Origin of the sequence: Streptomyces sp. NPDC048383, assembly GCF_040651775.1 — a bacterium.
GTDB lineage: Bacteria > Actinomycetota > Actinomycetes > Streptomycetales > Streptomycetaceae > Streptomyces.
Genome location: NZ_JBEZKS010000001.1, coordinates 449,083 through 474,290, shown reverse-complemented (window position 1 = coordinate 474,290; position 25,208 = coordinate 449,083). Strand labels below are relative to the sequence as shown.

At 73.3% G+C, this 25,208-nt stretch carries 24 protein-coding genes; 6 read left to right on the top strand and 18 right to left on the bottom strand.

Annotated features, from left to right (window positions below):
- The first annotated feature begins 181 nt into the window (after positions 1 to 181).
- Positions 182 to 1,399 (top strand): cytochrome P450, encoded by a 1,218-nt coding sequence (locus tag AB0D46_RS02300; RefSeq protein WP_362875345.1) that lies wholly within the window; start codon positions 182 to 184, stop codon positions 1,397 to 1,399.
- 259 nt (positions 1,400 to 1,658) lie between these two features.
- On the opposite strand, the gene AB0D46_RS02295 is transcribed toward AB0D46_RS02300, so the two are convergent.
- A complete protein-coding gene (locus AB0D46_RS02295; protein ID WP_362875344.1) occupies positions 1,659 to 2,042 on the bottom strand; it encodes a hypothetical protein in 384 nt (127 codons plus the stop codon).
- 396 nt (positions 2,043 to 2,438) lie between these two features.
- Between AB0D46_RS02295 and AB0D46_RS02290 the strand changes: the two genes are divergently transcribed.
- Both AB0D46_RS02290 and AB0D46_RS02285 read left to right on the top strand, forming a co-directional pair.
- Positions 2,439 to 2,813 carry a VOC family protein gene (locus tag AB0D46_RS02290; RefSeq protein WP_362875343.1) on the top strand — a complete coding sequence of 125 codons (375 nt, stop codon included), beginning with the start codon at positions 2,439 to 2,441 and terminating at the stop codon, positions 2,811 to 2,813.
- Positions 2,814 to 3,044: 231 nt separating this feature from the next.
- Positions 3,045 to 3,197, top strand: a complete 153-nt coding sequence (locus AB0D46_RS02285) for a hypothetical protein (RefSeq protein WP_362875342.1) — start codon at positions 3,045 to 3,047, stop codon at positions 3,195 to 3,197.
- Between the two features lie 96 nt (positions 3,198 to 3,293).
- On the opposite strand, the gene AB0D46_RS02280 is transcribed toward AB0D46_RS02285, so the two are convergent.
- The gene (locus tag AB0D46_RS02280; protein ID WP_362875341.1) at positions 3,294 to 4,112 is read right to left on the bottom strand and encodes a diacylglycerol kinase; all 819 of its coding nucleotides are present in this window, start codon (positions 4,110 to 4,112) and stop codon (positions 3,294 to 3,296) included.
- 184 nt (positions 4,113 to 4,296) lie between these two features.
- Between AB0D46_RS02280 and AB0D46_RS02275 the strand changes: the two genes are divergently transcribed.
- On the top strand, positions 4,297 to 5,580 hold the full coding sequence (locus tag AB0D46_RS02275; protein ID WP_362875340.1) for an adenylosuccinate synthase: 1,284 nt from the start codon (positions 4,297 to 4,299) through the stop codon (positions 5,578 to 5,580).
- A gap of 169 nt (positions 5,581 to 5,749) precedes the next feature.
- On the opposite strand, the gene AB0D46_RS02270 is transcribed toward AB0D46_RS02275, so the two are convergent.
- From AB0D46_RS02270 to AB0D46_RS02245, 6 genes are all read right to left on the bottom strand, one after another.
- Positions 5,750 to 6,238 carry a hypothetical protein gene (locus AB0D46_RS02270; RefSeq protein ID WP_362875339.1) on the bottom strand — a complete coding sequence of 163 codons (489 nt, stop codon included), beginning with the start codon at positions 6,236 to 6,238 and terminating at the stop codon, positions 5,750 to 5,752.
- Positions 6,239 to 6,582: 344 nt separating this feature from the next.
- Positions 6,583 to 7,461: an alpha/beta hydrolase gene (locus AB0D46_RS02265; protein ID WP_362875338.1), complete on the bottom strand. Its 879-nt coding sequence runs from the start codon at positions 7,459 to 7,461 to the stop codon at positions 6,583 to 6,585.
- 172 nt (positions 7,462 to 7,633) lie between these two features.
- Positions 7,634 to 8,992, bottom strand: coding sequence for a kynureninase (kynU, locus tag AB0D46_RS02260; protein WP_362875337.1), 1,359 nt, complete (start codon positions 8,990 to 8,992; stop codon positions 7,634 to 7,636).
- Positions 8,985 to 9,833: a tryptophan 2,3-dioxygenase family protein gene (locus tag AB0D46_RS02255; RefSeq protein WP_362875336.1), complete on the bottom strand. Its 849-nt coding sequence runs from the start codon at positions 9,831 to 9,833 to the stop codon at positions 8,985 to 8,987. The genes kynU and AB0D46_RS02255 overlap by 8 nt, the downstream gene beginning before the upstream one ends.
- Before the next feature lie 127 nt (positions 9,834 to 9,960).
- The gene (locus AB0D46_RS02250; RefSeq protein WP_281208154.1) at positions 9,961 to 10,374 is read right to left on the bottom strand and encodes a DUF3151 domain-containing protein; all 414 of its coding nucleotides are present in this window, start codon (positions 10,372 to 10,374) and stop codon (positions 9,961 to 9,963) included.
- Positions 10,375 to 10,378: 4 nt separating this feature from the next.
- The gene (locus AB0D46_RS02245; protein ID WP_362875470.1) at positions 10,379 to 11,506 is read right to left on the bottom strand and encodes a CE1758 family FMN-dependent luciferase-like monooxygenase; all 1,128 of its coding nucleotides are present in this window, start codon (positions 11,504 to 11,506) and stop codon (positions 10,379 to 10,381) included.
- 252 nt (positions 11,507 to 11,758) lie between these two features.
- Here AB0D46_RS02245 and AB0D46_RS02240 point away from each other — a divergent pair, with 252 nt between their 5' ends.
- Entirely contained in the window at positions 11,759 to 13,051 is a 1,293-nt protein-coding gene (locus AB0D46_RS02240) for a transposase (RefSeq protein ID WP_362875335.1), read from the top strand.
- Between the two features lie 58 nt (positions 13,052 to 13,109).
- Here AB0D46_RS02240 and AB0D46_RS02235 read toward each other — a convergent pair whose 3' ends face one another.
- The 10 genes from AB0D46_RS02235 to AB0D46_RS02190 all read right to left on the bottom strand — a co-directional run bounded on the left by AB0D46_RS02235 (position 13,110) and on the right by AB0D46_RS02190 (position 23,585).
- Positions 13,110 to 15,041, bottom strand: a complete 1,932-nt coding sequence (locus AB0D46_RS02235) for a GAF domain-containing protein (protein ID WP_362875334.1) — start codon at positions 15,039 to 15,041, stop codon at positions 13,110 to 13,112.
- A gap of 109 nt (positions 15,042 to 15,150) precedes the next feature.
- A complete protein-coding gene (locus AB0D46_RS02230; protein WP_362875333.1) occupies positions 15,151 to 15,876 on the bottom strand; it encodes a BTAD domain-containing putative transcriptional regulator in 726 nt (241 codons plus the stop codon).
- A gap of 102 nt (positions 15,877 to 15,978) precedes the next feature.
- Entirely contained in the window at positions 15,979 to 16,677 is a 699-nt protein-coding gene (locus AB0D46_RS02225; RefSeq protein ID WP_362875332.1) for a ScbR family autoregulator-binding transcription factor, read from the bottom strand.
- Positions 16,678 to 17,005: 328 nt separating this feature from the next.
- On the bottom strand, positions 17,006 to 18,028 hold the full coding sequence (gene fbaA / locus AB0D46_RS02220) for a class II fructose-bisphosphate aldolase (protein WP_362875331.1): 1,023 nt from the start codon (positions 18,026 to 18,028) through the stop codon (positions 17,006 to 17,008).
- Between the two features lie 270 nt (positions 18,029 to 18,298).
- Positions 18,299 to 18,862, bottom strand: coding sequence for an orotate phosphoribosyltransferase (gene pyrE / locus AB0D46_RS02215; RefSeq protein ID WP_362875330.1), 564 nt, complete (start codon positions 18,860 to 18,862; stop codon positions 18,299 to 18,301).
- 79 nt (positions 18,863 to 18,941) lie between these two features.
- On the bottom strand, positions 18,942 to 19,730 hold the full coding sequence (locus AB0D46_RS02210; protein WP_362875329.1) for an aldose 1-epimerase: 789 nt from the start codon (positions 19,728 to 19,730) through the stop codon (positions 18,942 to 18,944).
- Between the two features lie 19 nt (positions 19,731 to 19,749).
- Complete coding sequence (locus AB0D46_RS02205; protein WP_362875328.1) at positions 19,750 to 20,661, bottom strand: SRPBCC family protein; 912 nt, start codon at positions 20,659 to 20,661, stop codon at positions 19,750 to 19,752.
- 58 nt (positions 20,662 to 20,719) lie between these two features.
- On the bottom strand, positions 20,720 to 22,360 hold the full coding sequence (locus AB0D46_RS02200) for a polyamine aminopropyltransferase (RefSeq protein ID WP_362875327.1): 1,641 nt from the start codon (positions 22,358 to 22,360) through the stop codon (positions 20,720 to 20,722).
- Between the two features lie 233 nt (positions 22,361 to 22,593).
- Positions 22,594 to 23,112 carry a DUF2617 family protein gene (locus AB0D46_RS02195; RefSeq protein WP_362875326.1) on the bottom strand — a complete coding sequence of 173 codons (519 nt, stop codon included), beginning with the start codon at positions 23,110 to 23,112 and terminating at the stop codon, positions 22,594 to 22,596.
- Between the two features lie 206 nt (positions 23,113 to 23,318).
- The gene (locus AB0D46_RS02190) at positions 23,319 to 23,585 is read right to left on the bottom strand and encodes a hypothetical protein (RefSeq protein ID WP_362875325.1); all 267 of its coding nucleotides are present in this window, start codon (positions 23,583 to 23,585) and stop codon (positions 23,319 to 23,321) included.
- A 331-nt stretch (positions 23,586 to 23,916) separates the two neighbouring features.
- Between AB0D46_RS02190 and AB0D46_RS02185 the strand changes: the two genes are divergently transcribed.
- Positions 23,917 to 25,110 carry a pyridoxal phosphate-dependent aminotransferase gene (locus tag AB0D46_RS02185; RefSeq protein WP_362875324.1) on the top strand — a complete coding sequence of 398 codons (1,194 nt, stop codon included), beginning with the start codon at positions 23,917 to 23,919 and terminating at the stop codon, positions 25,108 to 25,110.
- Positions 25,111 to 25,208 lie beyond the last annotated feature (98 nt).

The following is a 25,208-nucleotide window of genomic DNA, read 5'->3' as shown; positions in this document are numbered from 1 at the left end:
CCGACGCCGGCGACGGTCGGGCGCCTTCGGCGCCGCAGCTCGCACGGGGTGTCGCGCCCGGCGACCCGCCCGGACGGTCCCCAGCACGCGGCGGCGCACTCCGTGTGTGGAGCGGCAACCCGTTCCGACAGGTGGAGCGGTGACACCTTGCCGCGTCAGGGAAACGGCCTACGCTGCGTGGATGGGTTTTGATCCGTGGGACGCCGCGTTCGTAGCCGATCCGTACCCCGCCTACCGGGAGTTGCGGGAGCAGGGGCGGGCCCTGTGGTCCGAGGCGACCGGGCAGTGGCTGGTGCCGCACTACGCCGATGTGAACGGGCTGCTGCGGGACCGACGACTGGGCCGCACCTACCTGCACCGCTTCTCGCACGAGGAGTTCGGGCGCGTGGCCCCGCCGCCGGAGCACGAACCGTTCCACACGCTCAACGACCACGGCATGTTGGACCTGGAGGATCCCGCGCACGGGCGGGTGCGTCGGCTGGTGGCGAAGGCGTTCACCCCGCGCACCGTCGAACGGCTTGCGCCGGAGGTGGAACGGCTGGCCCGCGAACTGGTCGACGGGCTGCGCAAGGCCGGGGGCGGCGACCTGCTGACGGCCGTCGCCGAACCGCTGCCGGTCGCGGTCATCGGGGAGTTGCTCGGCGTTCCGGAGTCCGACCGGGGCCTGTTGCGCCCCTGGTCGGCGGACATCTGCGGCATGTACGAGCTGCGGCCGAGCGAGGACACCGCGCGCCGGGCGGTGACGGCGAGCCTGGAGTTCAGCGCGTACCTGCGGGAGTTGATCGCGGAACGCCGTAGGCGTCCCGGAGCGGATTTGATCTCCGGGTTGATCGCCGCCCACGATGACGAGGGGCGGCTCAGTGAGCAGGAGATGATCTCCACCTGCGTGCTCCTGCTGAACGCCGGACACGAGGCGACCGTCAACACGACGGTGAACGGTTGGTGGGCCCTCTTCCGCAATCCGGCTCAGCTCGCGGAGCTCCGTGCGGATTCCGGAACGGCGGATCCGAAAAAGTTATCCACAGCTGTGGATGAACTAATGCGCTACGACACACCCCTCCAGCTGTTCGAGCGCTGGGTTCTCGAAGACATCCAGGTCGGAGGCACTGTGATCCCCCGCGGGGCGGAGGTCGCCCTGCTCTTCGGGTCCGCGAACCGGGACCCCGCGCGGTTCACAAACCCGGACGAACTGGACCTCGCGCGGGCCGACAACCCGCATCTGACCTTCGGAGCGGGCATCCACTACTGCCTCGGAGCGCCACTGGCCCGGCTGGAGCTGGCGGCCTCGTTCGGGGCGCTGCTGGAGCCGGGACTCCCGCCGCTGAGGCTCGTACGGGAGCCCCAGTGGCAGGACGGCTACGTCATCCGCGGCCTGCGCGAACTGCTCGTGGAGTTCTGAGTCGACCGGCGCCCGGCGCCCCCGGCGCCGCTCGACGCCTCCACCGACCCGTCAGTCGGCGATGTCCACGTCCATGTTGAACCGCACCCCGTTGATCTTCACCAGCAGGTTCCCCCGCACCTTGCGCCGGGCGAGGGTCCCCCCCGACCGCCCCCTTGCCCAGCGCGGCCCTGTCCTGCGGGGCGTGGCTGACGAACTCCGTGAAGAGGCCGCCCCCGGCGACCCCGGCGGCCTGCCGCCACTCGTCGCGCAGTTCGCCCTACGCGTTCGCGTCCATCGCGGAGCCGCCGAGGCCCAGGTTGACGCGCTCGCCGCCCACGTACGCGTCGGCGCACTGCTTGAGGATGGTCGGGACCAGCGTGTCCTTGAGGCTGTAGTGCACCTTCACCGCGGCCGGCAGCCCGCTCGGGTCACCGGACAACTTGGCCTTGCGCGCGTCCTTCGCGCCCGACTTGAAGATGTCCTCCTTGTCGCTGTCGATGGTCTTGCGGGCCTGCTCGAAGCCGTGTTCGGGGTTCTGTGCGATCCCGACCGACAGGTCCCACTTGCCCGCGGGCACCCACTCGGGGTCGAACCCGATCTCGTCGCAGTAGTCCCTGAGGTTCTGGTCGGCTTCGGCCGCGGACTCGGCGTACTTCGGCATGCGTCCCCTCCGATGTCGTTCGTTCGTGCGGCGACGCGGTTCAACGTGCCGCGCGGGGGACGGCCCGTCAGGCGTTCCGGCGAGATGATGAAGGGGGCCTACCCATGGGGCGACTGAGGCGGCCAGGAGAGCCCGGCCGGGCGGGCGCCCAGCGGCGAACACCAGCAGGTCGAGTGGAACAACCCGCCGACCCGAGGGGTGACCGCCAGGGCGTTCCAGAGGGAGACGGCCCCGGGTGTCTTCGCGGGGAACCGGAACCACTGGGCATACCGGGCGCACCATGGCCTGTCCTGCGCTCCACGATCGCGGTGCGGTCCCGACCCCCACACCGGTCGACGCCCTCCCCCTCCCGGGGGACGATGGGTCAGGGGGCTTCGGCACGTCAAAGGACTGATCATGTTCGAGGAAACCAAGGCGTTCAGCGGGTTCGCGGTCAACGACATCCCCCGGGCCAAGGAGTTCTACGGCGGCACCCTCGGCCTGCGCGTCAGCGAGGAGAACGGCATGCTCGTGCTGCACCTCGCCGGCGACACCGACGTGCTCGTGTACCCCAAGGACGACCACGAGCCCGCCGGGTTCACCATCCTCAACTTCCCCGTGCCCGACGTCGAGCGCGCGGTCGACGAGCTCACCGCGGCCGGGGTCTCCTTCGAGCGCTACCCGGGCTTCGACACGGACGCCAAGGGCATCGTGCGCGGCAGCGAGGGCCCGCCCATCGCCTGGTTCAAGGACCCGGCGGGCAACGTCCTGTCGGTACTCGAACCGATGTGACGCCGGGCGGGGGAAGCGGCGGGACGAGGGCACACCGGGGCCGCGCTGCGGTGGCGGCGCGGCCGGCGCCCTGCCTGGCGTGGGCAGCGCATTCGGACACGCACGGACCACCCACGCTCCTTCCCTCTCACCCTCCTCACCCCCTCCCCCCGCGGGAAGGGCCCCGCCCCATGCCCGCCACGTCCGACAAGCCCTCCATCGTCCTGGTACCAGGACTCCACCGAGGACCGCATGATCCACCCGGACAACGAGCGCCGCATGGCGGAGCGGATGCACCCCCGCAAGACCATCGAGCTGAACGCCTCGCGCGCCTCCCTGGCCTTCCAGCCGGGCGCGGTGACGGACCTGATCGAGGCCGCCGCGACGGACCTGTCCGGCCGCTGACCCGCCCGCACCACCCGGCGCTCCGAGCCGGAGGCAGCTGACCCGCCCGCAACCCCGCCCCCGCCCCGCCCCGCCCCGCCCCGCCCCGCCGGCGCCCTACCCCCGGGGCAGGGTCAGGGACCACGCCGATCGGCGCAGGGTCCACGTACGCCGCCGGACCGGGCCCGTCAGGACCTGGTTGGCCCGGTAGCGGAAGTCCGCCCCGGACACCGTCACCGTCTCGGCCCGGCCCGTCAGCGGCAGGCCGCCCGACAGCTGGACCACCACCTCCGCGGGCCCGCCCGGCTCGGCCGTCCGTACGGCGACGTCCTCCACCGGCTGGTCCAGATCCGCCAGGACCACCCCGTCGACCTCGATCCGCAGCCGGTGCACCGGCCGCGCCTCGGGTGCGGCCGGGCTCGGCAGCAGCGTGCGCAGCAGGGAGCGGTACGTACCGCCCCACCGCGCGACCGTGAGCGTGCGCGGGGGCGGCGGGATCCGCAATCCGCCCAGCACCACCCCGTCGCTGTCGTCGACGAGGAGGTCCCGCGACCGCGCCACCCCGTCGAGGGCGGCCCGCGCCGCCGGCACCGCCGACAGCGGCACCCCGAGCGCCCCGGCCAGCGTCAGTGATCCCGGCGGGCCGACCGGGACCAGCGAGAGGACGCCCTCGCCCATTCCGCGCTCCCGTTCCCGGTGCAGCAGCCCCACCGCGCGGACCAGCGCGCGGTCGTCACCCACGATCACCGGCCGCCGATGACCCCGGCGGGCGAGGGCGCGCGCAAATTCCTCCTGCGAATCCGGGAGGCAGATTTTCGCCGTCGCTCCCGCTGACAACACATCCTTCGCGATTCGCACCGACTCGCCGTCAAGACGGCGGGCGACCGGGTCGACGAGCACGAGCAGGCCGCCTACCGGCGCGCCCGCATGGCTCATGGTGGGCTCTGGAGCCGACACCTCGGTCCTTCCTCGGGTAGCATCTTTGTGCAAGAGGCCCTTGCGCTATTGCGCCAGGGCCTTCGTCTATTCCGGGGCACCGGTCCGACGGCTCAGCCTGCGGTGTACATCGTCGTACGCCCCCTGACCTTGGACATGCCCCATCCGGAAGAGGTGTACGCCTGTGCCCGCTCTTGTGCTGCTCGGAGCTCAGTGGGGTGACGAGGGCAAGGGAAAGGCCACCGACCTGCTCGGTGGATCCGTTGACTATGTAGTGCGCTACCAGGGTGGTAACAACGCCGGCCACACGGTCGTCGTGGGTGACCAGAAGTACGCACTGCACCTTCTCCCCTCCGGCATCCTCTCACCCGGATGCACCCCGGTCATCGGCAACGGTGTCGTCGTCGACCCGGCCGTCCTGCTCTCCGAGCTTCGCGGCCTGAACGAGCGCGGCATCGACACCTCCAAGCTGCTCATCAGCGGCAACGCGCACCTGATCACGCCGTACAACGTCACCCTCGACAAGGTCGGCGAGCGCTTCCTCGGCAAGCGCAAGATCGGTACGACCGGCCGCGGCATCGGCCCGACCTACGCGGACAAGATCAACCGCGTCGGCATCCGCGTGCAGGACCTGTACGACGAGTCGATCCTCATCCAGAAGGTCGAAGCGGCGCTGGAGGGCAAGAACCAGCTCCTCGCGAAGCTGTACAACCGCCGCGCGATCGAGGCGGAGGCGATCGTCGAGGAGATGCTCCAGTACGCGGAGCAGATCAAGGGCTACGTCGCCGACACCACCCTGATCCTCAACAACGCGCTCGACGAGGACAAGGTCGTGCTGTTCGAGGGCGGCCAGGGCACCCTGCTCGACGTCGACCACGGCACGTACCCCTTCGTCACCTCCTCGAACCCGACCGCCGGCGGCGCCTGCACCGGCACCGGCGTGGGCCCGACGAAGATCAGCCGCGTCATCGGCATCCTCAAGGCCTACACCACCCGCGTCGGCGCCGGCCCGTTCCCGACGGAGCTGTTCGACGAGGACGGCGAGGCCCTGCGCCGCATCGGTGGCGAGCGCGGTGTCACCACCGGCCGTGACCGTCGCTGCGGTTGGTTCGACGCCCCGATCGCCCGCTACGCGACCCGCGTGAACGGCCTGACGGACTTCTTCCTCACCAAGCTGGACGTGCTGACCGGCTGGGAGGAGATCCCCGTCTGCGTCGCGTACGAGATCGACGGCAAGCGCGTCGAGGAGCTCCCGTACTCGCAGTCGGACTTCCACCACGCGAAGCCGATCTACGAAACCCTCCCCGGCTGGTCCGAGGACATCACCAAGGCCAAGACCTTCGCGGACCTCCCGAAGAACGCCCAGGCGTACGTCAAGGCCCTGGAGGAGATGTCGGGCGCCCCGATCTCCGCGATCGGCGTCGGCCCCGGCCGCACCGAGACGATCGAGATCAACTCGTTCCTCTAGGACGTCCGCGGTACCCCGGACGGCAACGTCCGCGGTACCTGGGCGGTAGCCCCGTGGAGCTACCGCCCAGGTAGCCCCGTAGGGCTACCGCCGCACGACCGAGCGGGGCAGTCGGCAGGTACGCCGACCGCCCCGCTCCGTCGTTCCCCGGGACCGGGGAACGACGGACTCAGCAGAACGCCTCCTTCGCCACGGCGGCGCCCTTGGTCCAGCCCTGACTGAACTGCTCGTTCGCCGAGGCCGGCGCGGTCGCCGCGCAGTTGGCCCTGACGGCGTCCCAACCGGCGACGATGCCGGCCTTCGCGGTGGTGCCGGTGGCCGCACTCGTCGTACCGTCGCCGCTGCACCGGGTGACGGTCGAGCCCTGCCGGACCGAGTACGTGGCGTCCTTCTTCTGCTTGGCGATCGTGAAGGTGCCGTCCGGGCTCATGCTGAAGCCGGCGCCGACCCCCGTGGACGCTTCCAGGAACGCGGGTCCCGGCAGGAACCCGCCGCCGGAGACGTTCACCGTGCCGTCCGGCAGGACGCCCGACAGCGAACACGTGGCGGCGGGAACGGCCGCGGGAGCCGACGGGGCCTGGGCGAGAGCGGTGGATCCGAGGGCAAGGGAACCCACGATCACGGGGGCGAGCAGGGTCAGGCGCGTACGACGCTTCATGGTGTTTCCTCCCGTGCGGGAGAGGGGGCAGGAGGGCTGGACGCCGGAGCGCGCACGGAGCGACGCGCGACCCCCTGCGGGGTCCGCGGCACCGCACGTCGGCCGCAGGGCCGGACGGGTCCGCCGCTACCCATCGTCTCCCGCCCACCCGTACGTCGCGACCCAGGCGGACCGGTCACGCGGCCCCCGCGCCCGCAGCCGTGTACGTGCGCAGGGTCACGCCGTGCCGACTGTGCAGCCGGAAGACCTCGAGGGCCGCGATTCTCGGGGCGGGTCCAGCGCCCGGTCCGGCCCACACCCGGGCGCGGCCCACACCCGGGCGCGGCCCACCACCCGGTCGGGGCCTACCAACCCAGCTGCGCGATCTCCTCCGAGACCACCGCGCAGGCGTCCGCCGCCGGGTCGATCAGCGGGAAGTGGCCGACCCCGTCCAGCAGGGTCAGGCCGACCGTCTCGCCCGCCTTCGCCGCCGCGGCGACGTACGACTCCGCCACCTCGGGCGGGACCACGATGTCGTCCCGCCCGTGCACGACGGCGGTGGCGATGCCCGTCGGGAGCAGCGCCGCCGGGTCCGCGAAGGGCAGCCGCCGCGCCCAGTGTTCGGCGCCGCCCAGCAGCTGCGCCGACGCGCCCCCGCACACCTCCAGCTCCTCCGCGACGGCGAAGTCCGCGATCGGTGCCAGCGCCACCACCCCGCGCAGCGCGGGCGGGGCGGCGAGCCGCCACGGGGAGCCGAGCGGCAGCACGTGTCGGGCCGCGGCCCACAGGGCGAGGTGGCCGCCCGCGGAGTGCCCCGTCACGACGGTGCGCCGCGGGTCGGCCTCGGGGAGCGCGGTCGCGGCCAGCGCGGGGAGGGCGTCCATGGCGGCGGCGACGTCGTCGAAGGTCTCGGGCCAGCGTCCCGCGACGGGTCCGCCCGCCCCCTGGTGCGGAAGTGAACTACCGCGCCGGTACTCGACGTTGGCGACGGCGAAGCCCTGGCGGGCCAGGAAGCCGGCGAGCGGGGTGACGTGCTGCCGGTCGTACGGGGCGCGCCAGGCCCCGCCGTGCAGGACGACGACCAGGGGGGCGGAGCCGGGGCCGCCGCCGCCGTGCGGGGTGTAGAAGTCGATGACCTGGTCCGGGTGTTCCCCGTACGCGGCGCTCGCGTCGGGGAGGACCGGGGGGTGGGCGAAGGCCGAGGCGGCCTCGGCGGCATCCCGTTCGACTGCGGGGTCCGTCATCGGCTCGACCTCTCGGTAACGCGTGGGACAGCGGGGACTGGTGTTCCGGTGTTCCGGCAGAGCGGGACCGTATCAGGCGCCAACCCGCTCCCCGCCGGCCGGAGTCCCCTTCATCGCGACGGGCGGGGCCGAGGCCCCGCCCATCCGACTGCTGTGACGTTTCGCTACCGGGTCACCCGAAAACGTGACCCGTTGCCGGGCCGAGCGTCCGACCCAGCGTCCGCGCCGCCCGCTCGGCGTCGGCGAACCCGACGTAGAGCGGGGTGAAACCGAAGCGCAGGACGTCGGGGGCGCGGAAGTCCCCGACGACGCCCCGCGCGATGAGCTCCGTCATGACCGCGCGGGCGTTCTCGGTGCGCAGCGAGACCTGGCTGCCGCGCTCCGCGTGCCCGGCCGGGGTGACCGACTCGACGCGGCCCTCGGGGACGTACGCGGCGACGCATTCGAGGAAGAAGTCGCCCAGCGCCAGGGACTTGGCCCGGACGTCCTCGACGTCCACGCCCTCCCAGACGTCGAGGGCCGCTTCCAGCGCGAGCATGGACAGGATGTCCGGGGTGCCGACCCGCGCGCGGGCGGCGCCCGGGGCGGGCTCGTACGCCGGGGTCATCGCGAAGGGGTCCGCGTGCCCGTTCCAGCCCGGCAGCGGGGAGTCGAAGGACTCCTGGTGCCGTTCGGCCACGTACAGGTAGGCCGGGGAGCCGGGCCCACCGTTGAGGTACTTGTACGTGCAGCCGACCGCGAGGTCGACGGCGTGCGCGTCGAGGCCGACGGGCAGGGCGCCCGCCGAGTGGCACAGGTCCCAGACGACGAGCGCGCCCGCGGCGTGCGCGGCCGCGGTGAGGGCGGGCAGGTCGTGGAGCCGGCCGGTGCGGTAGTCGACGTGGTTGAGCAGCACCACCGCGGTGTCGGAGGTCATCTCCGGCACCACGTCGCCGGGGTCGACGGCGACGACGTCGAGGCCGGTCATCCGGGCGGCGGAGGCGGCGATGTAGCCGTCCGTCGGGAAGGTGGCGGCGTCGACGAGCATCCGGGTCCGGCCGGGCGCGGCCAGTCGGGCGGCGCCGACGAGGGCCTTGAAGAGGTTGACGCTGGTGGAGTCGCCGACGGTGACCTGCCCGGGGCCGGCGCCGATCAGCGGGGCGATGCGGTCGCCGATCCGCTCGGGGGCGGTCCACCAACCGCTCTCGTCCCAGGACCGGATGAGCAGCTCGCCCCACTGGCGGCGCACGACGTCGGACACGGCGTCGGGGACGCCGGCCGGGAGGGCGCCGAGGGAGTTGCCGTCGAGGTAGGTGACCCCGTCGGGCAGGGCGAACCGCTCGCGCAGCTTGCCCAGCCCGTCGGCGGCGTCGAGCGCGGCGGCGCGGGCCCGGAGCCCGGCCTCGGCCGGGTGCGGCGCGGCGGCGGAATCCGGGTCGACGCCGAAGCGGACGTCGGAGTGGACGTCGGAGTCGACGTCGGAGTCGACGCCGAAGCGGACGTCGGAGTCGCCCCCGCGGCCCGCGCCGGGTATCGGTCGCGTGTCAGACATGGCTGCGGGCCGTCCAGAGCTCGGGGAACACGTTCTTCGTCGCGCGCTTCTCCAGCCAGGCCACCCCGGCCGAGCCACCCGTGCCGGTCTTCGCGCCCATCGCGCGCCGGGTCGCCACCAGGTGGTCGTTGCGCCAGCGCCAGACCAGCTCGGCGACGTCCGTCAGCACCTCGCCTAGGCGGTGCAGGTCGGAGTGCTCACCGGCGGGCTCGGCGTACAGGGCCGTCCAGACGGCCTCGACCTCGGGCGACGGCTCGTAGCGCGCCGTCAGGTCCCGGTCCAGGACCCGCTGCGGGACCGGCAGGCCGCGGCGGGCGAGCAGTCGCAGGGTCTCGTCGTAGAGGCCGGGCTCGTGCAGGGCCTTCTCCAGCTCGCCGTGGACGCGCGGCGCGCCGCGGTGCGGGACCAGCATCGACGCGGACTTGTCGCCGAGCAGGAACTCCATCCGGCGGTACATCGCGGACTGGAATCCGGAGCCCTCGCCGAGGGCGGAGCGGTACGAGTTGAACTGGCCCGGGGTGAGCTGCGCGAGGGGGCGCCAGGAGGCGTTCAGGGCCTCCAGCTCGCGGAGGGATCGTTTCAGCGCGTCCATCGCGACGGGGATGTCGTCCTCGCGCAGGGCGCGGGCCGCGGTCTCCCACTCGTGGACGATGACCGTGAACCACAGCTCCATGACCTGGGTCGTGACCAGGAAGACCATCTCGCCGGGGTCGTCCGAGCGCAGGTGCTGGAGGTGGGTGAGAACGTCCGCCTGGACGTAGTCCTCGTACGGGGTCGTGCCGGCGAAGTCGAGGTTCGGGGTGTCCGAACCGGCTCCGGAGGCATCAAGGGCGTGCGACATTTCTGTCTCCTCGACACGTGCTTCCGGGTAGCGGTCCGCTCCTTCCGTGAGGTAAGTGGAGCCCCGGTCCCCTGCCTCGCATCATAAACAGGGGATCCGGAACCCCTCTAGGGCACTCGGCGCGCAGTTATGCGAGCGTGTCCGCCGCCGTCTCCGAGGAATCGCGCAGGAAGGTCGAGCAGCGCTCGTACTCCTCCTTCTCGCCGATCGCGCCGGCGGCCCGGGCCAGGGCGTTCAGGGCGCGCAGGAACCCGCGGTTCGGCTCGTGCTCCCACGGCACCGGGCCGTGGCCCTTCCAGCCCGCGCGGCGCAGCGAGTCCAGCCCGCGGTGGTAGCCCGTACGGGCGTACGCGTACGACTCGACCGTGTTGCCGGCGGCGAAGGCCCGGTCGGCGAGGGTGGCCCAGGCGAGGGAGGACGTGGGGTACGCGGCGGCCACCTCGGCCGGGTCGGTGCCGGCGGCGAGGGCTTCGCGCGGCGCGGGCTCGTCGGGCAGGTGGGTGGGGGCGGGGCCCCCGAGCAGGTTCTGGTGAATCGACATGGGATCAGTGTGGCCGATGGCCCGCCGCGGCGGGCGGCCGCTGCCCGGCCGGGACCGCCCGGGCCCCCGCCACCGCCCCCGCGCCGCCGGTGTCCGCGGGGAGCCGGGTCGGGGGCCGGGCCGCCGCCAGCTCCCGGCGCAGGACCGGGACGATCCGTTCCCCCAGCAGGTCGATCTGCTCCAACACCGTCTCCCGCGGCAGCCCGGCGTGGTCCACGAGGAAGAGCTGGCGCTGGTAGTCCCCGTACGCCTCCCCGAAGGTGAGGATCTTCTCGATGACCTCGTCGGGGCTCCCGACGGCCAGCGGGCCCCGCGCCGAGCACTCCTCCAGGGACTCCCGGCCGGTGCGCGCGGGCGAGCCGTCGAAGTACGGGCGGAACTCGCGCACCGCGTCCTGCGACCGGGCCCGTACGAAGACCTGCCCGCCGAGGCCGACGACGGCCTGTTCGGCGGCGCCGTGCCCGTGCTCGGCGTACCGGTCGCGGTACAGGGCGACCAGCCGCGCGGAGTGCCCGACGGGGGCGCGGAGGGTGTCGACGAAGAACCCGTCCCCGTAGGACGCGGCCTGCTCCGCGCCCTCCGGCGAGCGCACCGACGCGTGCCACACGAAGGGCGGTACGCCGTCCAGCGGGCGGGGCGTGGAGGTGAAGCCGTCGAGGCGGGCGCGGGAACGACCCCGCCAGTCGATGTCCTCCTCCCGCCACAGCCGGTGCAGCAGGGCGTAGTTCTCGCGGGCGAGCGCGACGGCCTGTCGGAGGTCCTGGCCGAACCACGGGTAGGCGTTCGGGACGTCGCCGCGCCCCAGCGTCAGGTCCACCCGGCCGTCCGCCAGGTGCTGGAGCAGCGCGAACTCCTCCGCGACGCGGACGGGGTCGTTGGTGGTGATGAGCGTGGTGGCGGTGGAGAGGATCAGCCGCTCGGTGCGGGCGGCGACGTACGCGAGCAGCGTCGGCGGGGAGGGGAGCACGTGGGGCGGGTTGTGGTGCTCACCGGTGGCGAAGACGTCGAGGCCGGCCTCCTCGGCCCGGACGGCGATGGCCGTCATCGCCCGGATCCGCTCGCGCTCGGTGGGCGTGCGGCCGGTGAGCGGGTCGGGCGCGACATCGCCGAGGGAGTACACACCGAACTGCACCACCCCGCAGCCCACCCCTCCCCCGACGCCGCAGCCCCTCGTACAGGACCGTGCCGGACGCTCCGGGGAGCGGCCACGTCCGTTCCGGCAGTCCGTCAAGTCGCGCGGCGGCGGGCGCAGGAGGTGGGTGGTGGGGACCCCACCACGTTCCGGCCAAGTGCGGTGGCCGGCGCACCTCCCCGCGCGGGGGGTCCGCGACGGACGGTGGGGGTGCAGTCGATGCACGCTAGGGGGCATGTCGTGAAAACGATCATGAGTAGTACCGCCGTGGCACCGGGAACCGGCCCGGCCGCGGTGACGAGGCAGACCACCGAAACGGGAACGGGGACGCACGCGGGAACGAGCACGACAACGGGAACGAGAACCACCGGCGCCGGCACGAGCACCGGCCCCGCACTGATCCCCGCCCGCCGGGATCCCGTCCACGAGGCGGCCGAGGACCTCTGTTCCGTCGTCCTGGCCTCGCTGCGCCGCAAGGACCAGCGGGAGAAGGGGCGGCAGTACGTACGGGGTCTGCTCGCCCTGCGGGGCCGCAAGTCGATGCGCGGCATCGCCGGGCAGGTCGGGGGCCCCGCCGCGGAACAGAGCATGCACCACTTCATCTCCGGCTCCACCTGGGACTGGGAGCCCCTGCGCGCCTCCCTCTCGGGGTTCCTGGAGGCGACGACCCCGCTGACCGCGTGGGTGGCCCAGCCGATGGCCATCCCGAAGGGCGGCGACCGTTCGGTGGGCGCGGCGCACCGGTTCGACCCCCACCAGGGGCAGATGTTCCGCGGGCAGCAGGCCTTCGGGACCTGGTTCACGTCGTCCGCCCTGGTGACGCCGGTGGGCTGGCGGATGTTCCTGCCCGACGCGGAGGGACCGCACGGCGTCCTCGACGAGCACGCCGCGCCGGCGGCGTACGAGCAGTGCGCCGCGACGGCCGTCATCGAGACGGTGCGGCACAGCGGGAGCGGCCCGCGCCCGGTGGTGCTCGACATCAGGCAGATCGGGACCCGGTCCACGATGAACCGCTTCGCGGAGGCGGGGCTGCCGGTCATCGCGCGGGCGGCCTCCTCGACCCCGCTGCTCGTCACGGATCCGACCCTGCCGGGGTACGGGGCCGGGCTGCGCGGCGCGCGCGAGATCCTGCAGTCGGTGAAGGGGCTGGCCACGCCGGTGGAGTGGACCGATCCCGATCCGGCGCACCCGGGGGGCCGGCACCGCGGCACCCTGGCCGTCGCCGTGCGGGTGATGATGCCCGACCCGTCGCCGGCCCGACGCCGGCACCTGCTGCTGGTCGGCGAGTGGACCGACCCGCGGCGCCCTCCGACGCAGGTGTGGGTGACCGACCTCGTACGGCTCCCCGTGGGCCCGCTGCTGCGGCTGACCAAGCAGGGGCGTCGGGTGGAGTTCGCCGCGGAGCACGGTGGCCAGGAAGTGGGCCTGCGCGACTTCGCCGGGCGGGCCCTGCCCGGCTGGCACCGGCACGTCACGCTGGCGTCGGTCGCCCACGCGGCCCGCGCGCTGACGGCGGCGGGGACGGCGCACGGTCCGACGCCCTGAGGCCCGTCCGGCCCCCGGCGCCCCACCCGTCACCGACGGCCGGGGCGCCGGGGCGCCGCTACTGCGGCCGGGCGCCCGCCGTGCGGCGGTCGTGCAGGACCGTACGGGCCTTGCGCAGCCGCAGGGCCATCTGGATCTCCAGCGCCCGGCCGGGCTTCTGCCAGTGCGGGCCGAGGAGTTCGGCTATGCGTTCCAACCGCCGGGACACCGTGTTGGGGTGCACGTGCAGGGCCTCGGCCGCGTGCGTGGGGCTGCCGCCGGAGGCGAAGTACGCGTCGAGGGTGCGGGTGAGGCCCGTCATGCGGTCGGTGTCGTACTCCAGGACGGGTCCGATCGTCGACGCGATGAAGGACTCCACGTCGTGGTCGGCGGACAACAGCAGCCCGAGGAAGCCCAGTTCGCGCAGCGAGGCCGTGCCGCCCGCCCCGTCGAGGGCGGTCAGCGCGTCCAGGCAGCGCACGGCCTCCGCGTACACGCGGGCCACCTCGCCCGGCCCGCCGGTGGGGCCGGCCGCACCGGTGGAGACGGCGTGTCCGAGGAGCGGCGACAGTTCCGCGGAGGCCCGGTGCGCGGCGGCGGAGGCGTCCTCGCCCGGCAGGACGAGCACGATGCAGCCCCGGCGCACGCCCTTGAGCCCGCCCATCCGGTAGGCGTACGAGGACGCCCAGGCGACGGCCTTGCCGAGTTCCCCGCCCTCGGGCCGGGCCACGACGACGACGTGGGGCCGGTCGAGGTCGATGCCCAGCCGGCGGGTTCGCTCCAGCAGGTGCAGGTCGACGGAGTGGGGCCGTTCCAGCAGGTCGGCGAGGATTTCGTCGTGGACGGGCCCCTCGGCGGCGGCCGTGCCCCGCTGGATCAGCATCAGCGAGGCCACCGACTGCGCGGCCAGCTGGAGCAGCCGTACGTCCTCCTCGGCGAGCGGCGCCGACGCGCTCAGCAGCAACACCCCGAGGTCCTCGGCGCCGGCGAGGACGGGGGCCAGCCACAGCTCGCCGGGCAGCCGGACGGGCCGCCGGTCGATCTGCGCCTGGAGGGCGCCCTTGGCCACGGACTCCTCGTCCAGGTCGGGCAGTTCACCGGTCGCGGTCAGCGGCCGGCCGCCGGGGTCCCGTACCTGGAGCACGCCGTCGAGCGCGTCGGCGGTGGCCCGGGCGAGGGTGGCCAGGCCGGCCCCGTCGAGCACCAGCCCGGCCAGCCGGGCGTGACACTCCCACAGGTGGCGGACCCGGGTGAGGGCGGTGTTGGTGCGCGAACCGAACGCCTCCAGCTCGGTGACCTCGTCGCGGGTCTGCTCCAGCAGCCGGGCCTTCTCGATGGCGACGGCGGCCAGGTCGGCGAGGGAGAGCAGCACGCCGATCTCGTCGGGGGTGAACTGCCGTACGGCCCGGTCGGATCCGTAGAGCGCGCCGAGCGTGGAGTTCCCGCGCCGCAAGGGGACGGCGATGATGGCGCGCAGCCCCTCCGCCCGCACGACGGCGTCGATGCCGGGGGCGTGCGCGATGGCGCGATCGGCGAGGTAGTCGGCGGTCCACACCGGGGACCGGCGGTCCTGGGCGATGCTGCCCAACCCCTTACCGGTGCCCAGTTCGAGCCCCACGTTCAGGGCGGTGGTCTCGCCCTCGGAGGTGCACACGTACGCCGATCCGTCCGGGCGGGACAGCGACAGCCAGGCCATGTCGAAGCCGAGCAGGCGCCGGGCCCGACGGGTGATCAGGCGCAGCAGCCCGTGGATGTCGTACGGGGAGGTCAGGTCGTGCGCGGTGTCCACGAGGGCGGTGAGGGCGGCCTCGCGCTGCTTGACCCGGATCGCGTCCGCCCGTACGGAGCGGGCCAGCTCCACCGCGCGGGCGAGACCGGCGAGGTGCTCCTCCCCGGCGTCGGCGCAGCGGGCGTCCTCCAGCAGGGCCTCGTACCGGCCCTCCGGGGCGTCCGCCGCGAGCAGTTCCAGCACGGCCAACGCCCCCGGTGCCCCGCCGTCGTCCCCGTTCATCCGTCGCCCCCGTCCGACCAGCCCCTTTGTCCCGCGCCCCGAACCTAGGTTCCGTGCGACGAGGGGTCAAGCAGGGTACGGTTCCGGCCCCTCGGGACGCGACACCACGTCAGCACCGGACGGCGCCGGCCAGGGTCAGCCGGGGTGTCGTGCAGGTCGAACGGAGCGCCTCGACGCGTTCCTCGGCGCTGCGCAGCGCCGCCGGCCAGGGGCAGTCCGGGTGGGGGGCCGTCCTGCCGCCCGGGCCCGCGGGGCCGCGCAGGCCGGCGAGTTCCAGGCGCAGCTCGCGGTACCGGCCGAGGGCGAGTTCCGCTTCGACCCACTGGCCGAGCACGGCGATCCGGTCGGCGTCCAGGACCTCGATGCGGGCGCCGAGCCAAGTGCCGGCGTCGATGCCGTCCAGGGCGGGGCCGGTCCACAGGGCGAGGGCGCGGCGCAGCCGCGGGGCCGCCCGCTCGAAGTCGCCGCGCCCCATGGCGCGGTAGCCGGCGCCGGATTCACGGGCGAAGTCCCGGACGTCGGAGCGACCGCCACCGGTGTCGAGGAGATACCCGCCGGGCTGGGTGGAGAGCACGGCATCGGGAGTACGTACCGAGCCGGCCCCCAGCACCTGCGCGAACCGCTCCCGCAGCTGGCGCACGGCGGTGTGCAGGACGCCGCGGGCGTGCTCGGGGCGGGTGTGGACGGCCAGTTCGTCCGCGAGGACCGCGACGGGCACGACCCGGTCGGGCCACGCGGCGAGGACCGCCAGCACGTGCCGGGACTCCGGCGTGGGGGCCGTGATGGGCACACCGTTCTCGACGACCCGCGGCTCTCCGAGTACCTCAATGTCCACAGTGTTTCTCCCTGGGCAGGCCAGCAGAAAAATAATACCCGGAAGGATCTTTTAGGGAAGAGGTGGCGCGGACCGGAAGGGATGGGCGCGAAGGGCCGGCCGCTAGGCGGAAACCCGGTCCACCGGTTCGGCGGGCTCCGCCGCCCCCACCGGCACACCGCCCGGGCAGCCGTGCGCGCACGCGTGCGCGCCGCGGGGCCCGTGGAGCGCCCGCGCGCCCCGGCGGGGAGCGGTGTCCAGCCGGATCGCCACGGCCGGGACCACGATGCTGGGCATCACGTACGTGTAGAGCTCGGAGACCTGTTCCTCCAGGTCCAGACCCAGGGTGTGGGACATGGTGTTCAACCCGGCGAACGAGCCCACGATCATCCGCGAGGGCACCAGCGGGTCGACGTTCGGCAGCAGCTCGCCGCGCCGCTTCGCGTCCTGCAGCACCCGGACGTGCTCGTCGATCCAGGCGCGGTAGGGGGCCGCCTTGTCCAGGTTGCGGCCCGCCGCCTGGTCCAGGGTGAGCCGGGCGCTGGCGCGCATCAGCACCTCGTGCCGCAGCCGGTGCGAGAACACCATGCCCATGTCCAGGAACTCCTGGGCCTTGTACTCCTGCGGCAGGACCGTCGGCCGGTGCTCGTTCTGCGCGTCGATGACGGCCTGGGCCAGGCCTTCCTTCGAGTCGAAGTGGAAGTAGAGCGCGCCCTTGGTGACCCGGGCGATGTTGACGATGTCCGACAACTTGGCCGCGTCGTAGCCCTGCTCGTCGAAGACCACGGCCGCCGCTTCCAGGATCGCCTGACGCGTGCGCACCGCCCGATCCTGCTTCACCTGGGGTCGCTCTGTCCTCATATGCCGCGTCGCCTCTCCTGCCCCGGCGGATTTACATAACCCCGGGTACGTTTCTCTGAGTAGATTTCACACCATCACGAGGCCCCAGTCCACCGCCGTGTGCCACCTCGGGCGCTCCGGCACCGGGGAAGGACCCGCCCGGCCGCCCCCGCCGGCCCCCGCGCACGCTCCGCACGCAAAGGGGTCCGCCGGTCCGGGACGGACCGGCGGACCCCTTCAGGTCTGCGGTGCTGCTACTGCTTCGGCTGGGTACCGGTGGAGCTGGTTCAGCTTCGTACCGGTAGCGCTACTACTTCAGCTTCGTACCGGTGGAGCGCAGGTCGGCGCAGGCCGCGGTGACGCGCTTGGCCATGCCGGCCTCGGCCAGCTTGCCCCAGGTGCGCGGGTCGTAGGTGGACTTGGTGCCGACCTCGCCGTCGACCTTCAGCACACCGTCGTAGTTGCGGAACATGTGGTCCGCGACCGGCCGGGTGAACGCGTACTGGGTGTCGGTGTCGAGGTTCATCTTCACGACGCCGTTCTCCAGCGCGGTGGCGATCTCCTCGGCCGTGGAGCCCGAACCGCCGTGGAAGACGAAGTCGAACGGCGAGGACTTGCCGTACTTCTCGCCGACACCGACCTGGAGGTCCTTGAGGAGCTCGGGGCGCAGGACGACGTTGCCCGGCTTGTAGACGCCGTGCACGTTGCCGAAGGAGGCGGCCAGCAGGTAGCGGCCCTTCTCGCCCAGGCCCAGGGCCTCGGCGGTGCGCAGCGCGTCATCGACGGTGGTGTACAGCTCGTCGTTGATCTCGTGGCTGACGCCGTCCTCCTCGCCGCCGGTCGGGGTGATCTCGACCTCAAGGATGATCTTCGCGGCGGCGGCCTTGGCGAGCAGCTCCTGGCCGATGGCCAGGTTGTCGGCCAGGGTCTCGGCGGAGCCGTCCCACATGTGCGACTGGAAGAGCGGGTTGAGGCCGCGGGCCACGCGCTCGGCGGAGACCTCCAGGAGCGGACGTACGTACCCGTCCAGCTTGTCCTTCGGGCAGTGGTCGGTGTGCAGCGCGACCGTGATGTCGTACTTGGCGGCGACGACGTGCGCGAACTCCGCCAGGGCGACGGCGCCCGTGACCATGTCCTTGTTGTACTGGCCACCCAGGAACTCCGCACCACCGGTGGAGATCTGGATGATGCCGTCGCTCTCGGCCTCCGCGAAGCCGCGCAGGGCAGCGTGCAGGGTCTGGGTCGAGGTGACATTGATGGCCGGGTAGGCGAACTTGCCTGCCTTCGCCCGGTCGAGCATCTCGTTGTAGACCTCGGGGGTTGCGATGGGCATCTGTCCGCTCCTTGGATGTGCGGGGAGTGTGCTTATTACGGGCCCTGACCTGGGGGCGACGTCATCGTCGCGCCTATCTTTCCAGACTCGGCGCGACACTCCACCCCTCCGGTCGCCCCGGGAAGGGCGAGCCGGACGCGGTGTTTCACGTGAAACACCGCGTCGCTCCGCAAAACAGCAGGTCAGAACCGGAACAGAGGCTTCCCAGGACCTTCGTCACGAGTTGTTCCGAGCCGGTCCCGACCACGATCCGAGATGCCCGCAGGCGGTTCAGCCGAGGCCGAGGTCCCCGAGGCGGTAGCCGGTGAGGTAGGCCAGGCCCGCCTCGGCGATGGCGTCCGCGGCGCCGCGGTCCACGATGGTGGCGACGGCGACGACCTCACCGCCGGCCTCGCGAACGGCCTCGACGGCGGTCAGCGGGGACCCGCCGGTGGTCGAGGTGTCCTCGACGACCAGGCAGCGGCGGCCCTTGACGTCGGTGCCCTCGATGCGACGCTGCATGCCGTGGGCCTTCTGCGCCTTGCGGACGACGAAGGCGTCCAGCCGCTGTCCGCGCGCGGCGGAGGCGTGCAGCATCGAGGTCGCCACCGGGTCGGCGCCCAGGGTCAGACCGCCGACGCAGTCGAAGTCGAGCTCGGCGGTCAGGTCGAGCATGACCTGCCCGACCAGCGGGGCCGCCTGGCCGTCGAGGGTGATCCGGCGGAGGTCGATGTAGTAGTCGGCCTCCTTGCCGGAGGAGAGGGTCACCTTGCCGTGCACGACGGCCTTGTCCTTGATCTGCTGCAGAAGCGCATCGCGTGTGCCTTGCGGCATTACTTCGTTGACGTCAGTCATACCCCGAGCTTAAATGCGCCCCGGGCGCCCCCCGCACGGCCGGCCCGCACGACCGGCCCGCACGCCCCGGCCGTACGGGCTACGCCGGCCGCCGCCACGTCCAGGTGCTGGACATCTCCAGCGGGTCGACCGGCGTGACCAGGTGCGGGAGCGTGTTCAGCCCGTTCGGCGGGCCCGACTGGGGCTCGACGCAGACGGCCTCGGGCTGCTCGTCGTAGATGACCACCCATTCGGCCCGACTGGTGACCTTCAGCTCCAGCTGCCCGGGCCAGGTCAGGGTGACGTCCACGCCGTGGGGCATGCCGAAGCAGTCGTCCCAGGGGCCGGGGAGGGGGTCGATGCGGCGGCCGGTGGGGAGGTGGTCGTCGCCGCGCTCCTCCTGCCAGGCCGGGTCGAAGGCGAGCTGCGCCTCGGGGCCGCCGGCGGTCAGGGTCCGGTTGAACCAGGGGTGCCAGCCGGCCTGGGCCGGGAAGGAGTTCTCGTAGGTCTCCACGCCCAGGGTGAGGGTGAGGGCATCCTCGGACAGCTCGAAGATCTGGGTCACCCGGCCGGCGTACGGCCAGGGGTCGACGAGGTCGAAGGCGAAGGCGGCGCGGGTCTCGGAGACCCCGGCCGGCCGCCAGGACGTGTCCCGGCCCAGGCCGTGGATGGCGTGCGGCGGGTGGTTCAGCGGCAGCTGGTGGACGCTCGCGCCGTCCCGGAACCGGCCGTCCGCGGTGCGGCCGCACCAGGGGACCATCGGGAAGGCGCCGAAGTGCGGCCCCTGCCGCAGCAGCTCCGTCCCGTCGACGCGCAGACTGCTGATCCGGCAGCCGTTCTCCTGATCGATGGTGATGTCGGCGCCGCCGACGCTCAGTTGCGTGCTCATACGGCGACCCTACGGCGAGTCAGCGACGGCGGCGCAACGCCCTTCCGACCACGACGGCCGAGGCGATGGCGAGGGCGGCGGCCGGGGCGACCCAGCGCAGGCCGCCGGCCGCGGCGACGGTGGACGGCGCGGGGACCGGGGCGTACCGGCCGCGCGGCGGCGCGTGGTCCACCTCCTCGGCGCTGCGGCCGATCATCGTGCGGCGGGCGTGCGCGGCTTCGGCGGGCGGCCGGGCGGCCGCGGCGGGACCGGTGGTCCCGGCGAAGTCGCCCTCCAGGAAGGGGTCGACGGACGGGGCCGGCACCTCGGAGTCGAACAGCGAGGCGCTGACCGCGTCGGCCGGCCCGGCGGCGTCACCCGCGCCCCCGGGCCCCTCGGCGTCGGCGGCCTCCTCGGCTTCCTCGGCGTCGGCGGCCTCCTCGGCCTCGGCGACGGGGTCGTGCGGATCGAGGTCGGGGGCCGCGTCGCCCACCCCGACGGCCTCGGCTTCGGTCACGTCGGCGGCCGACTCCGCCGCCAGGTTCGCGCCCACCCGGTCCAGCAGGCGCCGACCGGCGACCGCGGTGGCGTCCGGGGCGAAGGCGGCGGCCCGCCCGTCGGCGGTGGCCCCGCCGGTGAACTCCAGGCGGGTCCCGACCCCGTCCGGGACCAGGGTCAGCCCGAGGGAGAGGGTGACGGTGCCGTGGCCGCGCACCTCGGTGCCCGCGCCCTCGACGGTGAACCGGTCCGGGCCGCCCTCGGCGACGAGCAGCGCCCCCCGGTAGGTCACGGTGTGCCCGCCGACCCGCACCTTGAGCCGCCCGGCCGACGGCCCGGCGGCGGCGTCGGCGTCCCGCTGGAGCCCGGGTACGCAGCGCGCCACGCGGGCCGGGTCGCGCAGCACGGCACGGAGGTCTTCCGCGGGGACCGGAACGAACACCTGATGCTCCATGCGGCCGAGCCTACCGAGGAGAGCCGCCGGTGCACACGGACACGACAGTCGCCGCAGCTCAGGAGTAGCGCGGGTAGGGCAGTGTCGAGGGCGGCAGGCCGTGGATCCGGGTCCGGGCGGCGTCCCGGGCCGCGTCCAGCAGGGCCCGCGTGGACACCGCGCGCAGCGCCGGCGTGTCCCGGTCGACCCGCAGCTCGGGCGTCCGTTCGCGGGAGGCGAGGACGAAGCCCCAGTCCTGCGGCGGCGCCCCGCTGCCGCCGAGCGTCCGGTCGGGTCCACCGGCGAAGCCGGAGAGCCGGCCGCCGGTGCTGTAGGGGGTGGTGAGCAGTCCGGCGGCGCGCAGGGTGGTGTCGACGGTCCAGTACGTACGGGCCCGGTCGGTGAGGGCCCCCGCGTGGACGGCGATCCGCCCGCCGGGGTTCAGGGCCCGCGCGGCGAGCCCGTAGAACTCCTGCGAGTACAGCTTCGTGCTCGGGGTGATGCCGGGGTCGGGCAGGTCGGAGACGATGACGTCGAACCGGTCCCGGGCGGCGGGACCCCGCAACCAGCCGAACGCGTCCTGCGTGACGACGCCGAGGCGGGGGTCCTCGAAGGCCCGCTCGTTGAGCGCGGAGAGCATCGGGTCGGTGCGGGCCAGCCGGACGACGCCGGGGTCGAGCTCGACGACGGTGACGGAGGCGACGTCCCGGTAGCGCAGCACCTCGCGGGCGGCCAGCCCGTCGCCGCCGCCGAGGACCAGGACACGGGCGTGCGGGCCGGTCATCGCCGGGTGGACCAGGGCCTCGTGGTAGCGGTACTCGTCGTAGCCGCTGACCCGCAGCCGGCCGTCGAGGTACAGGTCGAGGGAGCGCGGGGAGCCGCCGGCCGGGCCGGTGAGCACCAGTTCCTGCACGTCGGTCCGGACCGCGACGCGGACCTCTCCGCCGTAGACGGCGCGGCGGGCCACCCGTTCGAAGTCGTCGGCGAGCAGGGTCGCGGAGCCGAGCGCGGCGAGGACGGCAGCGTTGGTGGCGATCAGCAGCCAGCGGCAGCGGGGGCTGAGGTCGCGGCGGAACAGCCACAGGACGAGCCCGCCGCCGGCGAGGGCGTTGACGGTGCCGGTGAGCATGACCCCGTTGAGCTGGCCGAGCATCGGCAGCAGCAGGAACGGGAAGGCGAGGCCGCCGACGAGGGCGCCCACGTAGTCGGCGGCGAACAGGTCGGCGACCGCCCCGCCCGCGTCCTGCCGGCGGATCCGCTGGATCAGCACCATCAACAGCGGGATCTCCGCGCCGATCAGGACGCCGATGGCGAAGGAGAAGCCGACGAGCGCGGTCCGGGACTCGCCCAGCCAGGCGAAGCTCGCGTACAGGGCCATGGCGGAGAACCCGCCGAGCAGGGCGAGCGCGGCCTCGATGGCGGCGAACCCGAGGGCGGGCCGGCCGCGCAGCCGTTTCGCGAGGAGGGAACCGACGCCCATGGCGAAGACCATGACGGACAGCACCACGGAGGCCTGGGTGACCGAGTCACCGATCAGGTAGGAGCCGAGCGCGAGCAGCTCCAGTTCGTACACGAGCCCGCAGGCGGCGCAGACGAAGACGGTGGCCAGGACGAGGAAGCGGCCGGTCCGTGGCTGTACGGGCAGGGCGGCCGGGGCGCTCTGCGCGCCCCGTGGCTCCGGCGCCGGGAGCACCCCGTGGGGGGCGGATCGGTCGATCATGAAGCGAACCGTACGTTACCGCCCACCCACACCCTGTCACCCACATGGGTGTAAGTACCGGTTCAATCCCGCCAGTTGGCGTAACCGCACCCCAATCCGCCCCCCGAGCACGGCACGCGGAGGGCACGCGGAGGGCACGCGGAGGCCGAGCGGACAACACGCGGACGGCGTCCGGACGCCGTGCAGGCGACCCGGACCGAGCCGCCCCACGAGAGCGCGCGGGAGGAAACGCCCTAGACGGGGGCGCCCATGCGGACGCCCACCCGGGTGCGCGTGGCGACGAGCTGCCCCTCCTGGGGGTAGGCGTGCCAGGTCCGCCACCGGACCTGGCCCTCGTGGCGCTGGGCCAGCATGGCGGTGAAGGCGTGCGGGCTGCCGGGGAACGTGCCGGCCAGCCCGTTCGGGTGGTCGGCGACGAGGGCGAGGAGTTCCTGCGCGCGGCCCGCGAAGGAGCCCCGCGAGAGGTTCTCCACGCGGGCGGCGAACTCGTACTCCCAGTCGCCGACCCGCTTGGCCACGCCGAGCGGAAGCGGCGTACTGCTCCCGGGCATGCAGGCGACGGTCTCCGAACAGAGCACCTCCCCCTCCTCCAGGAGCACCTGGTGAGAGGCCCCGAGCAGGCGGAGCTCCACATTCGCGTCCGCGAGCTGGAGGTTCAGTACGGCCAAGGCGGGCAGCCGGTCCCGTCCCAGGGCCCAGGCGAGATCGGCGGCACGCGTGTCGGTGTAGGTGGTCTGGAGGGTCGTGAGCATGAGTCGGCTCCGCAAACGCGCGAGGGAGATGGGCCGGAGCCCGCCAGCGGTAGTCAACGGGTGGGGGGACACCGGCACGGGTCCACAGGAAGTCCAGGGAGGTCCGAGGACTGGTCTACTCAACCGAGGGAATCATGAAAGGCACGGCACTCACAGCGGATTTACCCAACTTGACGGGGTTTACATCCCCCCGGGGGCTACCCAGTTCACGTGTTCACCAGCATGCCGCCCGTACGCCGTAACGCCCGGCCGAACAAGTAGACGCCCGAGGGAAGTTGTCCCCCACGGGCGCCCTGTTCAACACTCGTCGGCGGGCCTTCCCGAAGGATCAGCTGGAGCCGCAACCGCCCCCGCCACCGCAGGAGGACGACGATCCGCCACACGAGGACGACGAGGACCCGCAGGAGGGCCCCGAGTCGGACGAGGACCCGCCGCAGGAGGACACCGCGCCCGTACCGCCGGAGGCCGCCCACCAGCTGTCGGAGCGGTCACCACCCGACCGGCGCGAGGAGGGCCGTGAGGAAGACCGCGCGGAGGACCGCGAGGAGGACCGCGAGGAGGACCGCGCGGAGCGCCGGCGGCAGGCCGCCGCCCGTTTCGCCTTCGAGACCAGGATCCCCGCTACGGCACCTGCCGTCACCACGAACGCCACCACCAGGACAAAGACCAGGACCACGGTCCTCGCCTCCTCTCGGAAGCCCGGTTCCCCGGGGTGCGGGATCCCCTCGTCCCGCATGACGGGGGGATCCCCTCCGGCCGATCGCGCCAAAGCACACTTGAGCAACTCCAGAGCTTCCCCGCAGGATGGCGCCCATGACCGCATCCGCGAGCAGCAGCAGCCGCCCCTTCCTCAACCGCCGCCTGGCGTCCTTCGGCACCACGATCTTCGCGGAGATGTCGGCGCTGGCCGCCCGCACCGGGTCGATCAACCTGGGCCAGGGCTTCCCCGACACCGACGGCCCCGCCGAGATCGCCGAGGCGGCGGTACGGGCCGTCCGCGACGGCCGGGGCAACCAGTACCCGCCGGGTCCGGGCGTCCCGGAGCTCCGTACGGCCGTCGCGGAGCACCAGCGGCGGTTCCACGGGCTGACGTACGACCCGGACACCGAGGTGCTGGTCACGGCGGGTGCGACGGAGGCCATCGCGGCGTCCCTGCTGGCCCTCCTGGAGCCGGGTGACGAGGTCATCGCGCTCGAACCGTTCTACGACTCGTACGCGGCCTGCATCGCGATGGCCGGGGCGGTCCGCGTCCCGCTCACCCTGCGCGCCCCGCACTTCCGCCCCGACCTCGACGCCCTGCGGGACGCGATCACCCCGCGCACCCGGCTGTTGCTCCTGAACACCCCGCACAACCCGACGGGCACGGTCCTCACCCGCGAGGAACTGACCGCGATCGCGGAGCTGGCCGTGGAGCGCGACCTCCTCGTCGTCACGGACGAGGTCTACGAGCACCTGGTCTTCGAGGGCTCGCACATCCCCCTGGCGTCCCTGCCCGGCATGCGCGAGCGCACGGTGACGATCTCCTCCGCCGGCAAGACGTTCTCCTTCACCGGCTGGAAGGTCGGCTGGATCACCGCACCGCCCGCGCTGGTCTCGGCGGTGCGCTCGGCGAAGCAGTTCCTGACGTACGTCGCGTCGGGCCCGTTCCAGTACGCGATCGCCGAGGCCCTGGCGCTGCCGGACGCGTACTACGACACCTTCCGGGCGGACCTCGCGGCCAAGCGCGACCTCCTCGCCGACGGCCTGACGGCGGCCGGTTTCGAGGTCTTCCGCCCGCAGGGCACGTACTTCATCACCACGGACATCTCCCCGCTCGGCGAGAAGGACGGCCTGGCCTTCTGCCGCGCCCTGCCGGAGCGCTGCGGCGTGGTCGCCATCCCGAACCAGGTCTTCTACGACAACACCGAGGCGGGCGCCACCCAGGTCCGCTGGGCCTTCTGCAAGAAGCCGGAGGTCCTCCAGGAGGCCGTGCACCGCCTGGGTCGGTGGGCGGGGTGACGGGGTGACGCGGGCCGCGCGCCTGCGGGAGCGGACGGGTCCGGGCGCGCGGCCGGCCACGCACCGGGTCGTGAATGACCTGGTGCGTGGCCGGGGTG